The organism is Xanthomonas sp. NCPPB 3761 (genome assembly GCF_041475705.2).
GTDB classification, from domain to species: domain Bacteria; phylum Pseudomonadota; class Gammaproteobacteria; order Xanthomonadales; family Xanthomonadaceae; genus Xanthomonas; species Xanthomonas phaseoli.
On record NZ_CM191262.1, the window covers coordinates 2668420 to 2683221 of the forward strand.

General features: G+C 63.9%; 11 protein-coding genes and 2 pseudogenes. 2 read left to right on the forward strand and 11 right to left on the reverse strand.

Annotated elements, in window-relative coordinates; genetic code table 11:
* The first annotated feature begins 107 nt into the window (after window positions 1–107).
* Window positions 108–302: a hypothetical protein gene (locus ACCQ00_RS11645; protein ID WP_039572528.1), complete on the forward strand. Its 195-nt coding sequence runs from the start codon at window positions 108–110 to the stop codon at window positions 300–302.
* Between the two features lie 129 nt (window positions 303–431).
* On the opposite strand, the gene ACCQ00_RS11650 is transcribed toward ACCQ00_RS11645, so the two are convergent.
* The 8 genes and pseudogenes from ACCQ00_RS11650 to ACCQ00_RS11685 form a co-directional block, all read right to left on the reverse strand.
* Window positions 432–1373: a homoserine kinase gene (locus tag ACCQ00_RS11650; RefSeq protein ID WP_039572531.1), complete on the reverse strand. Its 942-nt coding sequence runs from the start codon at window positions 1371–1373 to the stop codon at window positions 432–434.
* The gene (thrA, locus tag ACCQ00_RS11655) at window positions 1370–3877 is read right to left on the reverse strand and encodes a bifunctional aspartate kinase/homoserine dehydrogenase I (RefSeq protein ID WP_039572534.1); all 2508 of its coding nucleotides are present in this window, start codon (window positions 3875–3877) and stop codon (window positions 1370–1372) included. The genes ACCQ00_RS11650 and thrA overlap by 4 nt, the downstream gene beginning before the upstream one ends.
* Before the next feature lie 454 nt (window positions 3878–4331).
* Window positions 4332–5411 (reverse strand): annotated as a pseudogene (locus ACCQ00_RS11660) (IS256-like element ISXax1 family transposase); the annotation flags it as partial.
* Between the two features lie 38 nt (window positions 5412–5449).
* A protein-coding gene (locus ACCQ00_RS11665; protein ID WP_087944778.1) for an IS3-like element ISXac2 family transposase occupies window positions 5450–6537 on the reverse strand; the annotation gives its coding sequence in 2 pieces (ribosomal slippage) (window positions 5450–6285 and window positions 6285–6537; 1089 coding nt in all).
* Window positions 6538–6601: 64 nt separating this feature from the next.
* A complete protein-coding gene (locus tag ACCQ00_RS11670; protein WP_157926028.1) occupies window positions 6602–6757 on the reverse strand; it encodes a hypothetical protein in 156 nt (51 codons plus the stop codon).
* Window positions 6758–6924: 167 nt separating this feature from the next.
* Window positions 6925–7086: a transcriptional regulator gene (locus ACCQ00_RS11675; RefSeq protein WP_099770692.1), complete on the reverse strand. Its 162-nt coding sequence runs from the start codon at window positions 7084–7086 to the stop codon at window positions 6925–6927.
* A gap of 34 nt (window positions 7087–7120) precedes the next feature.
* Window positions 7121–8065: a nucleotidyl transferase AbiEii/AbiGii toxin family protein gene (locus ACCQ00_RS11680; protein WP_039575252.1), complete on the reverse strand. Its 945-nt coding sequence runs from the start codon at window positions 8063–8065 to the stop codon at window positions 7121–7123.
* Window positions 8049–8870: a type IV toxin-antitoxin system AbiEi family antitoxin domain-containing protein gene (locus tag ACCQ00_RS11685; RefSeq protein ID WP_039575253.1), complete on the reverse strand. Its 822-nt coding sequence runs from the start codon at window positions 8868–8870 to the stop codon at window positions 8049–8051. The genes ACCQ00_RS11680 and ACCQ00_RS11685 overlap by 17 nt, the downstream gene beginning before the upstream one ends.
* A 196-nt stretch (window positions 8871–9066) precedes the next feature.
* Here ACCQ00_RS11685 and ACCQ00_RS11690 point away from each other — a divergent pair.
* Window positions 9067–10154, forward strand: a protein-coding gene (locus ACCQ00_RS11690) for an IS3-like element ISXac2 family transposase (protein WP_087944778.1) whose coding sequence is annotated in 2 segments (ribosomal slippage) — window positions 9067–9319 and window positions 9319–10154 — 1089 coding nt in all. Because the reading frame shifts where the segments join, the coding sequence is not laid out codon by codon here.
* A 37-nt stretch (window positions 10155–10191) separates the two neighbouring features.
* On the opposite strand, the pseudogene ACCQ00_RS11695 reads toward ACCQ00_RS11690, so the two are convergent.
* The 3 genes and pseudogenes from ACCQ00_RS11695 to guaB all read right to left on the reverse strand — a co-directional run.
* Window positions 10192–11214, reverse strand: a pseudogene (locus tag ACCQ00_RS11695) (tyrosine-type recombinase/integrase); the annotation flags it as partial.
* A gap of 307 nt (window positions 11215–11521) precedes the next feature.
* Window positions 11522–13087 (reverse strand): glutamine-hydrolyzing GMP synthase, encoded by a 1566-nt coding sequence (gene guaA / locus ACCQ00_RS11700; RefSeq protein ID WP_017157587.1) that lies wholly within the window; start codon window positions 13085–13087, stop codon window positions 11522–11524.
* Window positions 13088–13215: 128 nt separating this feature from the next.
* Window positions 13216–14673, reverse strand: a complete 1458-nt coding sequence (gene guaB / locus ACCQ00_RS11705) for an IMP dehydrogenase (protein ID WP_007963221.1) — start codon at window positions 14671–14673, stop codon at window positions 13216–13218.
* Window positions 14674–14802: the final 129 nt, after the last annotated feature.

The following is a 14802-nucleotide window of genomic DNA, read 5'->3' on the forward strand; positions in this document are numbered from 1 at the left end:
ACATGGCATCTCACGGCGCGCACATCACGATGTCGCCCTGCGTCGGGATGTAAGCCCCTGTCCGCCGCAGGTGACACAGCTTTGCCTGTCGATCGATCGCAATGCCCATGGGCATGGACGTGGGCTTGGATGCTAGCGGCGACCGCAAAATGCCAGAAGGCAGAAACGAACGCTGCTATGTGGAAACGAAGCGCGCAAATGTCTGTACGCACAGTGCAGTGGACTCGCAATTCAAAGCGATGTCCGGGTCACAGATCATCGGCATGCGCAGCTGCCGCACGCATGCATCGGTGCCAGCGTAGGGTCTGCATGCACAGGTCAACTCAGGTCCCTTGCGTGCAGAACGCGCGCTCGATCACGTTGCCGCGCCGACGGCATTGCAGTAACCGCACGCCGCAGACGTGGCGCGCCCCCAACTGGTCCGGCGGGCGCTACAGCAGCCTGGCGCCCGGGCAGTTCAGCGCAGACACCCAACTCTGGCTGCCGAAGCCGGCATTTGCGAATGCCGCCTGTACAGGCACTGCGGCTGCCTCGGCTGCCGCGCGGGTGGCGAACCAGGCAAACACGCTGGGGCCAGCTCCGGAAATGCCCGCACCCATCGCCCCCGCAGCCAACGCGGCGGCTTTGGCTGCGTCGAAGCCGCAGATCAACGGCGCACGCCGCGGCTCGATCAGCACATCGCGCAAGCCTGCGCGCACCAGCGATTCGTCGCCGGCGTGGGAGCCCGCCAACACCAGTGCAAGATTGCCGCTCTGCGCGACGAATTCATCGAGACGATAGTCGCCAGCCAGAGCAGCACGCGCACGGCGCGTTTCCAGCACCGCATCCGGATGCACCACCAGGCTATGCCACGCCGAGGGTACCGGCACCGGCACCATGCGCTCCAACGTGGACAGCACCAGACCGCCCAGCAACATCGGACCAAGGTTGTCGCCATGCCGGCTGCCGCTGGCCACCGCCTCGCCGTCGAGCGCATGCAGATAGAGCTGATCGCGCGACAGCGGGACATCCAACAGCGCGTTGGCCGCCACCAGCGCCGCCACGCACGATGCCGCAGACCCGCCCATGCCGGAACTGAGCGCAATCCCCTTGTCGATCTCCAACTCGAAGCCGAACGGCAATGCCAATGAGGTGCGCAGCGCAATCAATGCCGCGCCAGCAGTATTGCGTTCGGCCTCCAGCGGGAGCGCGACGGCGGTCCCACGGATCGCGGCGATGCGCACGTGCGGCGCATCGATACGGCGCACGGCCACCGTATCGCCGATTCCTTCCAGCGCATAGCCGAGCAGATCGAACCCGACCGCCACGTTGGCCACCGAGGCCGGAGCGAACGCTCGCGCCTCGCGCAGCGAGGACACGCCTGTATGGCTCATAGTCGCGCGCCCTCGCCCGCCGCCACGCGCAGCAGATCGGCGAACACGCCTGCCGCGGTCACTTCCGGCCCCGCGCCCGGGCCCTGCACCACCAACGGATTCTCGCAGTAGCGACGCGTGGTGAACTGCACCACGTTGTCGGTGAGGCGCAGATTGGCGAAGGCGTGATCTGCGGGCAATTCCACCAGGCCCACGCTGGGCGCGCGGTCCGGCGGCAGCTGCGCCACATAGCGCAGCACGTTGCCGCGCGCACGTGCGTCGCTCAGGCGCTGCGCGAACACCGCATCCACTTCGGAAAGCCGCGCCATGAAATCGTCCACGCTGGCCTGGCGCAGCGCTTCCGGCACCAGGCTTTCAACCTGCACGTCTTTCAGGCTGATCGCGCGCCCCGCTTCGCGCGCCAGGATCACCAACTTGCGCGCCACGTCCACACCGGACAGATCGTCGCGCGGGTCCGGTTCGGTATAGCCCATGCCGCGCGCCTGCGTCACCAGTTCGGCGAACGGCACACTGCCGTCGTATTTGTTGAACAGCCAGGCGAGCGTGCCGGAGAAGATGCCTTCGATCGAGGTCACCGTATCGCCGGTATCGACCAGGTCGCGCAGCGTGGTGATCACCGGCAAACCGGCGCCCACGGTGGCTTCATAACGGAAGCGCGCACCGCTGGCGTCGGCCGCCGCGCGGATCGCCTCATAACGCGCCAGCGGGCCGGACCCGGCCTGCTTGTTCGGCGTCACCACATGGATGCCAGCGGCCAGCCAACCCGCATAACGGTCGGCCACTTCGGCGCTGCCGCTGCAATCGATGATCACCGCATGCGGCAGGTGCGCAGACAGCAGATGCGTGGTGAAACGCTCCAGATCGGTGGGCGCGGACGCCGATGCAAACGCATCGCGCCAATCGCCGACCAGGCCACGCTCGTCCAGCAGCATGCGACCGCGCGAGACCACCGCACGCAGGCGCAGGTCCAGATTGGCCTTGCCCAGCAACTGCGGTTGCGCGATGCGCAGTTGATCCAGCAACGCCGCACCCACATTGCCCGGCCCGATCACGCCCACCGAAAAGGTTTGCGGCGACAACCAGAAACCGGCATGCGCCGCGCGCAACGCCTTGGTCGCATGCGCTGCATCGATGGCCACCGAGATATTGCGCTCGGAAGAGCCCTGCGCAATTGCCAGAATATTGACCTGGGCTCGCCCCAACGATTCGAACAAGCGCGCAGCCACGCCCGGCTGCCCGGCCATGCCATCGCCCACCGCTGCCAGCACGCTGATGCCGGTGGTCAGTTGCACGCGCTGCACCTGGCCGACCGTGAGTTCATGCGCGAACGCCTGCAACAACGCATTGCGCGCACGCTCGGACTCGTGCTGCTTGACCACGCAGCAGATCGAATGTTCCGACGACCCTTGCGAGATCATCACCACCGACACCTTCGCGGTGCGCAGCGCCGCAAACACGCGCTCGGCCGTACCGGGCACGCCGATCAGGCCGGTGCCTTCCAAGTTGAGGACGGCAAGATCCGGACTGAGCGTCAGCCCCTTGATCGGCCCGCTCACCGCGCTGCTGGCGGTGATGCGCGTGCCCGGGTGTTCGGGCTGGAAGGTATTGCGGATGATGATCGGCAAGCCGCGTTCGATCGCCGGCGACATCGTTTGCGGATGCACCACCTTGGCGCCGAAATACGCCAGCTCGCACGCCTCGTCGTAGCTCAGCGTCTCCAGTTGCACCGCTTCTGGCACCACGCGCGGGTCGGCCGACAGCACACCATCCACATCGGTCCAGATATGCAGCTCGTCGGCATTGAATAGCGCCGCGAAGATCGCACCGGAATAGTCGCTGCCATTGCGCCCAAGCGTGGTTATGCGGTCGGCGCGGTCGCGCGCCACGAAGCCGGTGACCACCACACGCGTTTGCGGATGCGCCTGCCGCCAGGTTGCCAGGCGCTGCGCACTCGCCTCCCAATCCACATCCACACCGAGTTCGCCGCGGTTGACCACCAGCACATCGCGCGCGTCCAGCACCGCGCAGTCTTCACCGATGGCGCGAAAGTGATCGCCCAGCAACTGCGCCGAATACACCTCGCCCAGGCCTTGCACGCGGTCGAGCACTTCGCGCGGCAATTCGCCGATCACCGCCAGTGCACCAAGGATCTGCGACAGGTGTTCGAAACGTTCGTCCAGCCATTCCACCGTCGGCCCGGAATGCTCGCCGAGCAAGGCGACCGCCGCACCGCGATGGCGTGCGCGGGTTTCGTGCCAGCGCTCGCGCCATTCGGAACGATTTTTCGCCGCCAGTTCGGCCAGTTCGATCAAGGCATCGGTGACGCCCTTCATTGCCGAGACCACGGTGACCTGCACCGTCTCGTCGCGTGCAAGCAGCAACTGCGCCACATGCCGATACCGGTCGGCATCGGCCACCGAGGTGCCGCCGAATTTGTGCACGACAGTGCGCGCAGAGGACGCAAGGACAGCAGCGGGTTCAAACGAAACAGCGGGCGATGACATCGACAGACCTCGTTGAGGGAGGCCCCGTCCGTATCGGATGAGAGAGGGAAACCCCCGCATCCTGATCCGGGTGCGGGGCCGTTGTTTTCGGAAGTTACGCGAAGACGACGGGCCGCACCGGGCGAATGGTGGCGGTAGTAATGATGGTGGTAATGCCGGCCGCGCCCGCACCGGCCCGCAACAGCGGCCGGCAGAGAGGCGAGACGGTGGCGGAGGCGTTACCCATGCATGCAAAAGACATCACCTGGCCGAGACCTGTCAAGCATTGCGTGAATGGGCAGGCGCATGCGTTGGGCGCACGGAACAGAAAACCTTGCCGCTCAGGGATTTAGCCGCCGCGCTCGCAAGCAATTGATTGCCATGGAAACTTTTACGGCGACCTTGGCGGATCGCCGTGCGCAGCTTTGGCACACCTGTCGAGCGTGTGCAGAATTTTGTGTAACCGTGGTTTGGGTTACCGCTGAGGAAGTCGCCCCTCGAACTGGATCGTAAAGCGGTTCAGCGCAGCCTTCCAGTCGCGGATCGGCAGCGTCCATTTCTTGGTGATGTTGCGCAGAGCCAGGTAGAACAGTTTCATCAAGGCTTCGTCGCTGGGGAACGCGCCGCGGTTCTTGGTCAGCTTGCGCAGGCTCATGTTGACCGACTCGATGGCGTTGGTCGTATAGATCACCTTGCGGATCTCCGGTGGGTAGTCGAAGAACGGGATCAGTCGTGACCAATTGCGCCGCCATGACTGGCTGATGGGCGGGTACTGGGCGTCCCACTTGGCCTCGAACTCGGTCAGTGCCTGCTCGGCCTCCTCGACGGTGGCGCAGGCGTAAATGCGCTTGAGATCGGCGGCAACCTCGGCGCGGCGTTTCCACGAGACGTAGTTCAGGCTGTGCCGCACCATGTGCACGATGCACAGCTGCACGGTGGTCTGCGGGAACACCGCCTCGATCGCCTCGGGAAACCCCTTCAGGCCATCGACGCAGGCAATGAAGATGTCCTGCACCCCGCGGTTGCGTAGCTCCGTCACGACTTGCAGCCAAAACTTGGCACCCTCGGCCTGCGCCAGCCATAGGCCCAGCACTTCCTTCTCGCCGCCCATGGTGATGCCGATGGCCAGGTACACCGCCTTGACCCGCACCGCGCCCTCGCGCACTTTGACGTGGATGCAGTCCAGATAGACGATCGGATAGACCGGATCCAGTGGCCGCGCCTGCCACGCCTTGACCTCCTCGACGACCGCATCGGTGACTGAGGAAATCAGACTCGGCGACACCTCGGTGCCGTACATCTCCTCCAGGTGCGACTGGATCTCGCGCACGGTCATGCCGCGCGCGTACAACGACAAGATCTTGTCATCGAAGCCGGCCCAGCGGGTCTGGTGCTTGGGGATCAGCTGTGGCGCGAAGCTGCCGTGGCGATCACGCGGAATCTCGATCGGCAGCTCGCCGAACTCGCCCTTGAGCGTCTTGCGGCTGCGTCCGTTGCGCGTGTTGCCGGCCGCGTTGGCGACCGGCTCATGCTTGTCATGACCGAGGTGTTCGGTGGTAATCCCCCCACTTCTAGCGGTCGCCAGAAGTGGAGCTAAGCGGCCATCGCCAACTTCATGGCAGGCGTGATGCCGCCGAGCGCCATATTCGGACGCTCGTGGTTGTACGTCCATAGCCAGCGGGTGGCTTTGTCCTGCACCTGGTCGATGGTGTCGAACAGGGTTTGGGCGAGCCAGGCGTAGCGGATGGTGCGGTTGTAGCGTTCAACGTAGGCGTTCTGCTGTGGCTTGCCCGGCTGGATGTGCTCGACCCGGATGCCATGCCGCTGCGCCCAGGACAGCAACGCGCCACTGATGTATTCAGGGCCGTTGTCGCAGCGGATCACGGCGGGCTTGCCGCGCCACTCGATGATCTGCTCCAGCGATCGGATCACACGGGCTGACGGCAGCGACAGATCCACCTCGATCCCCAGCCCCTCGCGATTGAAGTCGTCGAGCACATTGAACAGCCGGAAGCTGCGGCCGTCGGCCAACTGGTCGTGCATGAAGTCCATCGACCAGACCTGGTTGATAGCCTCCGGCACCGCCAGAGGCTCGGGCCGCTCACGCACCAGCCGCTTCCTCGGCTTGATCCGCAGGTTCAACTCCAGCTCGCGGTAGATCCGGTAGACCCGCTTGTGATTCCAGCCAAAGCCCTTCACGTTGCGCAGGTACAGGTAGCACAGGCCAAAGCCCCAGTCGCGATGGGCGGTCGTCAGGCGGACCAGCCAGTCGGCGATCCGGGCGTTCTGCTCGCTGGCCTTGGCCTGGTAGCGGAAGCAGGTCTCGCTCACCGCGAAGGCCTGGCAGGCGTGGCGGATGTTCGTACGCCCGCTCGTGACTGCCGATTGGGCCATCTCGCGTCGCTGAGATGGCCTCACCATTTTTTTGCGAGCGCTTCCTTCAGCAGGTCGGTACTGAGCTGCGCCTCGGCGTACATCTTCTTGAGCCGGCGGTTCTCCTCCTCCAGCTCCTTCATGCGCGCGACCATGGACACGTCCATGCCGCCGAACTTGCTGCGCCACTTGTAGAACGTGGCCGAGCTGATGCCGTGCTCGCGGCACAGCTCCGGCACGGGCGCACCGGCCTGGGCCTGCTTGAGCACGGCGATGATCTGGCTGTCGGTAAAGCGGGACTTCTTCATGGAACCTCCTCGAGAAAGGATACGAGAAAATTCCACTTCTGGCGTCTGCTAATGGGCGGGGGGATTACCCGGTCATCTCCGCGTCCAGCGCCCGCTCCACCAACCGCTTGGTCAGCTGCTTGAGCAGGCCGTTCTCGCCGATCAGATCCTCGGGTTTGGTGTAGTTGACCAACAGGCTGCTAAGCAGCTCGTCGGGTACCTCATGTGTGCGTGGGCTCATGGTGTCTCCGGGTTAGGTGGCAGTCTCCTGCCTGTGGCCCGGTTACACAAAATCTAGGACACGCCCCCATCTGGCGTCCACGGCGACTACCCGGCATCCACCCTGACCAGTTTTGCCCCGGGCAGCACTCGTGCCATCTGAGCTACAGCAAACGTGACCGTCACTTCTCAGTCTCGTGCCTCCCGGCTAAAGGCCAGCGCGACGTGTCCAGGCCGACCCCAGCCCACCGTGGCGTCGGCACAGTCGCTGCCGGCCAGTCGGCGCAGGACCTCATCCTGCGAATCCAGTTCGGGATTCAGCGCATAGACCAATGTGAAGTCGTGAACCATCGCGATCGCTCCATCCGCTTGTATTGCCGCCACGTCATCGCACCTTGATGCGCGCCAGCACTTCCGCCAACTGACCACGATCAGCAGCGCGTTTGGCCGCCGTGCGCTGCGCCAGGTTATGCAGCTTGCGCCGCACACCGGGCAGATCTGCCGCATGCGCAAAGCCGATCAACCCGAAATCCGGCTGCTCATCCTCGACCGATTGCAGAAAGGCGCGCGACGGCGCATCCAGCCAATGCGCCACGCGCGCCAACAGGCGCTCGCGGCTCTCCAGCAATGCCACCGCGTTGATGGACTCGGTGGTCATGCCCTTGAAGTGGGCCTCGAAGGTGGCCTCGAAATCCGTGGGCACACGTGGCGCCAGCATCTCCCATGCTGGCTTGGGGCTGCATGTCAGGTACACGAGAAAGGTCCGCCAAAGGTGCGCATCCGCCCGCTCATCCTCCAGCAGCAGACCCACGTCGAACAGATCGCGCGGATGCTGCCGCGACAGCGCCGCCGCCAGCTTTCCGGCATACAGGTCGGCGAAATCCAGCACCTGGACTTCGGCGAAGCCGAACGCCTCCTCCACCCGTGGCCGCACGACCATGGTTCGCACTGGATGGACCGTCCCGCGCATCACCGGCGTCGTCTCGATCTGCACCCGCGCGCGGCCGCGACTGGCCACCAGCCGGGTGACCGCCCCGCCTTCGCCCGCTGAAGCTTGAACCTGCAATTGCAAAGGCCGGGCGCGCATCGCTTCGGCCAGTCGTCCGAGTGCTTCGGCGATCAGCTTCGCATCCTCGGCATAGTCATGCACCGGCAGCCAGGCCAGGTCGATGTCCACCGACAGGCGCGGCAGGTCATGTTCGAACAGGTTGATGGCGGTACCGCCCTTGAGAGCGAAGCGCGGTTCCTGGGCCAGCACCGGCAGGATCTCGACCAGCAGCCGCACACGGTCGGTGTAGCGCCGGTCCCAGTGGTCAAGCCAGGTGCTCATCGAGGTCTCCTGGCAAGGTGATCTGGTAGGTCGGATGCAGGCGCCCGCCGGGCACCAGCGCACGCTTGCCCCGGCCCAGATCGACGCCATCCAACGGCACATGCGGCAGCCATGCATGCCGATGGCGATCGGCCAGCGCCAGGAACAGCCGCTTGGCCTTGATGCTGCCGCAGTGGCGTAGCAGCAGAGCGACGCGCTGTGGTCGCAGTGTCGTCATGGCCTGCATCAGCGCATCGGCCTCGTAGACCCCTGCCGCATCCGGTACGCCATCGCACAACTCCAGCATGGCCCGCTCGGGCGTCGAGCAGACCAAGGCATCGACACCAGGTGCAGCAGAGTGCAAGGCCAGACCCACCTTGGATAGCGCCGTCTCGGAGACTTCCGCAGTGAAGGACACAACTGGCAGATCGAACGGCCCCTTGCCTTGGTATTCGAAGCGCTGCTCCATGGACAGCTTGCCGACCCAGCCCGGCGGAGGCGTCGGTCCGTAAAGCGTGATCGTCCCGGCATCGCCCAGGCGCAAGTAGTGCTCGTGCCCTTGCAAGGCAAGCGCAAAGTGTCCCCCGACATGCAGTGGCATGCCCTCCCCGACCTGCAGGCTGCGGACCACCCCATCCCATTGCAGCCGCCCGCCGGCGCGCATGTACACGCCACGCGCCGGCGACACCAGCCAGCCGCTGCCGACATAGCGCGCGACCAGGCTGTTGGAGTAGTCATGCGCGCGCAGCCAGCGGCTGGACACCAGGCGCGTATCGCCCAGTTCAGCCAGCAACCGGTTCAATTTTCCTGAATTTTGAGCATCCATAGTGTTCAAAATATCAGTTTTATAAACCGCCGCCAAGGACCATGAGTTTGAAACTTCGGTGAAAAGATCATCCAGAGTGATCTTTTTTTGACAAATGCAAACCCCGGTCTGCCCACCAGAAGCGATTGGTAATCCCCCCGCCCATTAGCAGACGCCAGAAGTGGAATTTTCTCGTCCCCTTTCCCGAGGAGGTTCCATGAAGAAGTCCCGCTTTACCGACAGCCAGATCATCGCCGTGCTCAAGCAGGCCCAGGCCGGTGCGCCCGTGCCGGAGCTGTGCCGCGAGCACGGCATCAGCTCGGCCACGTTCTACAAGTGGCGCAGCAAGTTCGGCGGCATGGACGTGTCCATGGTCGCGCGCATGAAGGAGCTGGAGGAGGAGAACCGCCGGCTCAAGAAGATGTACGCCGAGGCGCAGCTCAGTACCGACCTGCTGAAGGAAGCGCTCGCAAAAAAATGGTGAGGCCATCTCAGCGACGCGAGATGGCCCAATCGGCAGTCACGAGCGGGCGTACGAACATCCGCCACGCCTGCCAGGCCTTCGCGGTGAGCGAGACCTGCTTCCGCTACCAGGCCAAGGCCAGCGAGCAGAACGCCCGGATCGCCGACTGGCTGGTCCGCCTGACGACCGCCCATCGCGACTGGGGCTTTGGCCTGTGCTACCTGTACCTGCGCAACGTGAAGGGCTTTGGCTGGAATCACAAGCGGGTCTACCGGATCTACCGCGAGCTGGAGTTGAACCTGCGGATCAAGCCGAGGAAGCGGCTGGTGCGTGAGCGGCCCGAGCCTCTGGCGGTGCCGGAGGCTATCAACCAGGTCTGGTCGATGGACTTCATGCACGACCAGTTGGCCGACGGCCGCAGCTTCCGGCTGTTCAATGTGCTCGACGACTTCAATCGCGAGGGGCTGGGGATCGAGGTGGATCTGTCGCTGCCGTCAGCCCGTGTGATCCGATCGCTGGAGCAGATCATCGAGTGGCGCGGCAAGCCCGCCGTGATCCGCTGCGACAACGGCCCTGAATACATCAGTGGCGCGTTGCTGTCCTGGGCGCAGCGGCATGGTATCCGGGTCGAGCACATCCAGCCGGGCAAGCCACAGCAGAACGCCTACGTTGAACGCTACAACCGCACCATCCGCTACGCCTGGCTCGCCCAAACCCTGTTCGACACCATCGACCAGGTGCAGGACAAAGCCACCCGCTGGCTATGGACGTACAACCACGAGCGTCCGAATATGGCGCTCGGCGGCATCACGCCTGCCATGAAGTTGGCGATGGCCGCTTAGCTCCACTTCTGGCGACCGCTAGAAGTGGGGGGATTACCGCTGTGCGCCGTAAGTCGTGCGGGCCGAACTTGCCAAGAGACAGCCCTTCCTTCTGAGCCAGACGATAGGTCAGCGTTAGCACCTGATTGAGCGTGGCGCTGCTCATCGGCAAGTCCGAGTCATAGCGAGATGGCAGCACGTACTCCGAGCCGCCCGCGAAGGTTTTCAGGGCAATGAAAATGTCCAGCGCCTGCTTAGATAGGAACACCAAATGGGAATTGCGACGCTTCATCCGCTCCTTGGGGATCGTCCAGAGTGCCTCAGTGAAATTTATTTCGCTCCACGTGGCGTTGGTCAGCTCGCTCTTGCGCACCATCGTCAGCAACAGCAGCTTGGCGGCTGCTCGGATGGAAGGCGTAGTGCCAATGCGTTCCATGTACTGGTACATCAAGCCGATTTCAGCGGGTGTCAGCGCTCGATCTCGCGGCTCGAACTTTGCGATGGTCGTGGGACGCACTAAATCGGCCGGGTTCTCGACCTTCTGGCCGCGTTCGATAGCCCAGCGGTAGACCTGCAAGACAATCTCTCTTGTATGCACTGCCGTTGCCGGTGCGCCTCTCTCCACGATGGCATCGGTCAGCGCTCGCAGGTCTTCGTGGGTAATCTCCGCTAACTTGTGGTTACCAAATTTGGGCTTTAGCTCGCGCTCGTAAACCGAGCGGCGCATATCCCGGGTGGACTCGGCCATCTGGTAGCCGCGCAACCACTTTTCCGCCCAGGCCCCGAATGTCTCCGCGTCCTTGACGCGGGCCTTATCCCGCGCCTTCTCCTTGGCCGGTGACTTCCCGGCCGCGACCATCTTCTTGGCCTCGCCCAACCGCTCGCGGGCTTCCGCCAGGGTGATGCCGCCGACACCGTAGCGGCCGAAGGTGATGGTCTCCTGCCTACCGTGGATCGAGTAGTTGTAGCGGAATGAGATCGCTCCGGCGGCCGTCACGGCTACATAGAGGCCGTCACGGTCATTCACCTTGTAAAGCTTGTCCTTCGGCTTGAGGTTGCGCAGCTTGGTATCGGTCAGCATGGTTCTCGCCCTGATTCAGCTCAAATACCATGATCCGAAAATCGGTCTATCATGGCGTAAAACAACAACAAAATCATTGTGTTACGCCATCTCAATACCATGAACATCCGCAAGGTGGTTGCATGGTATCGGCGACTTCTCATGGCATAGAAGCATTCAATGCCATCCATCATGCCATGAAGAAACGGTGCTTGGCGATGCCAAATGTTGCCAGGCAGTGCCGAATAAAATCACAAAAAAGCCCGCGGTGACGCGGGCTTAGATGTGTTTTCGTGCCACTAGGTGCCAGCCAGTGCCAGACTCCCGATCACTCCCACTCGATCGTCGCAGGCGGCTTGCCGGAAATATCGTAGACCACCCGCGAAACACCACGCAGTTCGTTGATGATGCGGTTGCTCACCGTGCCGAGGAAGTCGTACGGCAGGTGCGCCCAGTGCGCGGTCATGAAGTCGATGGTCTCCACCGCGCGCAAGGCGATCACCCATTCGTAGGCGCGTGCATCGCCGACCACGCCGACCGATTTCACCGGCAGGAACACCGCGAAGGCCTGGCTGGTCTTGTCGTAGAGATCGGCCTTGCGCAGTTCGTCGATGAAGATCGCATCGGCCTTGGCCAGCAGCTCGGCGTACTCGCGCTTTACTTCGCCGAGGATGCGCACGCCCAGGCCCGGGCCCGGGAACGGGTGGCGATACACCATCGTGCGCGGCAGGCCAAGCTCGACGCCCAGGCGTCGCACTTCGTCCTTGAACAATTCGCGCAACGGTTCGACCAGGCCCAGCTTCATGTGCTCGGGCAGGCCACCGACGTTGTGATGGCTCTTGATCACGTGCGCCTTGCCGGTCTTGCTGCCGGCCGACTCGATCACGTCCGGGTAGATCGTACCCTGTGCCAGCCACTTGGCATTGGCCAGCTTGCTGGACTCTTCGTCGAAGATGTCCACGAACAGGTTGCCGATGATCTTGCGCTTGGCTTCCGGGTCGCTCACGCCTTCCAGCTTGGCGAAATAACGGTCGGCGGCGTTGACGCGGATCACCTTGACGCCCATGTGCTCGGCGAACATCGCCATCACCTGGTCGCCTTCCTGCCAGCGCAGCAGGCCGGTGTCGACGAACACGCAGGTCAGCTTGTCGCCGATCGCCTTGTGGAGCAGCGCGGCCACCACCGACGAATCCACGCCACCGGACAGGCCCAAGATCACTTCGTCATCGCCCACCTGTTCGCGCACGCGCGCGATCTGGTCCTCGATGATGTTGGCCGCGGTCCACAGCGTCTGGCAGCCGCAGACATCCACCACGAAGCGACGCAGCAAGGTCTGTCCCTGCAAGGTATGCGTCACCTCCGGATGGAACTGCACGCCGTACCAACGCTTGGCTTCGTTGGACATCGCCGCGACCGGAATGCGGTCGGTCGTGGCGGTAATGGTGAAGCCCGGCGGCACCTGCGACACGTGGTCGCCGTGGCTCATCCACACGTTCAAACGCGACGCGCCGGCGTGGTCGGTCAGACCGGAGAACAACGCATCGGCGGCCACCACATCCACTTCGGCATGGCCGAATTCGCGCTGATCCGCCGCTTCGGTCGCCCCACCCAACTGCGCGGCGAGCGTCTGCATGCCGTAGCAGATACCGAACACCGGCAGGCCGCTATCGAACACTTCCTGCGGCGCCACCGGTGCGCCCGGCAACGTGGTCGACTCCGGGCCGCCGGACAGGATGATGCCCTTGGCACCGAAACCGGCGATCTCCGACGGATCATGATCCCACGCCCAGATCTCGCAATAGACCCCGATCTCGCGGATACGCCGCGCAATCAGCTGGGTGTACTGCGCGCCGAAATCGAGGATGAGGATCTTGTCGGTATGGATGTTGGTCATTGAGAGCCGGGAATCGAGAATCGGGATTGGGGAATCGCAACAGCAAACGCAGCACCAGCCGCTATCGGACGAGGAAGCGGCGGGCTCTTACGATTCCCGATTCCCGATTCGCGATTCCCCATTCCCGATCATCCAGCGCGATAGTTCGGCGGCTCTTTGGTGATCTGTACGTCGTGGACGTGGCTTTCGCGCTGACCGGCGCCGGTGATCTTGACGAACTTGGGCTTGCTGCGCATCTCTTCGATGGTGGCGCAGCCCACGTAGCCCATGGTCGCGCGCAGGCCACCGATGAGCTGATGGATGATGCCGCCGACCGGCCCGCGATACGGCACGCGGCCCTCGATGCCTTCGGGAACCAGCTTGTCGGCATCGGAGGCATCCTGGAAGTAGCGGTCCTTGGACCCCTTTTCCATCGCACCCAGGCTGCCCATGCCGCGGTAGCTCTTGTAGCTGCGGCCCTGGAACAGTTCGACCTCGCCCGGCGCTTCTTCGGTACCGGCCAACAGGCCGCCGACCATGACCGTCGAGGCACCGGCCACCAGCGCCTTGCCGATGTCGCCGGAATAGCGGATGCCGCCGTCGGCGATCAAGGGGATGCGGTCCTGCAGCGCTTCGGCCACCATGTCCACCGCAGTGATCTGCGGCACGCCCACGCCAGCAACCACGCGCGTGGTGCAGATCGAGCCCGGGCCCACGCCAACCTTGACCGCGTCCGCACCGGCATCCATCAATGCCAATGCCGCATCGCCGGTCACGATGTTGCCGCCGATCACCTGCAGCTGCGGATAGGTCTTCTTGACCCACGCCACGCGATCGATCACGCCCTGCGAATGGCCATGCGCGGTATCGACAATCACCACGTCCACGCCGGCTGCGGCAAGCAGCTCGATGCGCTGTTCGGTATCGCCGCCCACGCCCACTGCCGCGCCCACCAGCAACCGCTTGGCGCTGTCCTTGGCGGCGTTGGGGTTGTCGGTCTTCTTCTGGATGTCCTTGACCGTGATCAGGCCACGCAGCTCGAAACTGTCGTTGACCACCAAGACCTTTTCGATCCGGTTGCGATGCAGCAGCTCGAGCACTTCCTCGTCGCTGGCGCCCTCGCGCACGGTGATCAGCCGGTCCTTCTTGGTCATGATATGGCGGACCGGATCGTCGAGCTTCTTTTCGAAACGCATGTCGCGGCTGGTGACGATACCGACCAGTTCGCTGCCATCCACCACCGGCACGCCGGAGATGTTGCGCGCGCGCGTCAGTGCCAGCACTTCGCCGATGGTCGTGTCCGGGCTGACGGTGAATGGTTCGGTGATCACGCCGGATTCGAACTTCTTGACCCGTGCCACTTCGCCGGCCTGCTGCTGCGGGGTCAGGTTCTTGTGGATGATGCCGATGCCGCCCAACTGGGCCATGGCCACCGCAAGACGGTGCTCGGTCACTGTGTCCATTGCCGCCGACAGGATCGGCAGTTTCAGGCGCAGGTCGCGCGTCAGCCGGGTTTCCAGGCTGACGTCCTTGGGCAGGACGATCGAATGAGCGGGGACGAGCGAAACGTCGTCGTAGGTGAGAGCTTCAGCCTGGATGCGTAGCATCGGCGGACCCGAGTGTGGGGAAGCGCGATATTTTAACGCATTGGCGCCGGGAGTGGGGAGTCGAGATTCGGGAGTGGCCAAGGCGCCGCCGAGCACCCGCCGTTCGCCAGGATGCCGGTGGCCAGCTGA

Bases quoted from the DNA above. Each gene is read 5' to 3' on its own strand.
- ACCQ00_RS11645 (WP_039572528.1), top strand. From the start codon at position 108: ATGGGCATGGACGTGGGCTTGGATGCTAGCGGCGACCGCAAAATGCCA.
- ACCQ00_RS11650 (WP_039572531.1), bottom strand. From the start codon at position 1,373: ATGAGCCATACAGGCGTGTCCTCGCTGCGCGAGGCGCGAGCGTTCGCT.
- thrA (WP_039572534.1), bottom strand. From the start codon at position 3,877: ATGTCATCGCCCGCTGTTTCGTTTGAACCCGCTGCTGTCCTTGCGTCC.
- ACCQ00_RS11670 (WP_157926028.1), bottom strand. From the start codon at position 6,757: ATGAGCCCACGCACACATGAGGTACCCGACGAGCTGCTTAGCAGCCTG.
- ACCQ00_RS11675 (WP_099770692.1), bottom strand. From the start codon at position 7,086: ATGGTTCACGACTTCACATTGGTCTATGCGCTGAATCCCGAACTGGAT.
- ACCQ00_RS11680 (WP_039575252.1), bottom strand. From the start codon at position 8,065: ATGAGCACCTGGCTTGACCACTGGGACCGGCGCTACACCGACCGTGTG.
- ACCQ00_RS11685 (WP_039575253.1), bottom strand. From the start codon at position 8,870: ATGGATGCTCAAAATTCAGGAAAATTGAACCGGTTGCTGGCTGAACTG.
- guaA (WP_017157587.1), bottom strand. From the start codon at position 13,087: ATGACCAACATCCATACCGACAAGATCCTCATCCTCGATTTCGGCGCG.
- guaB (WP_007963221.1), bottom strand. From the start codon at position 14,673: ATGCTACGCATCCAGGCTGAAGCTCTCACCTACGACGACGTTTCGCTC.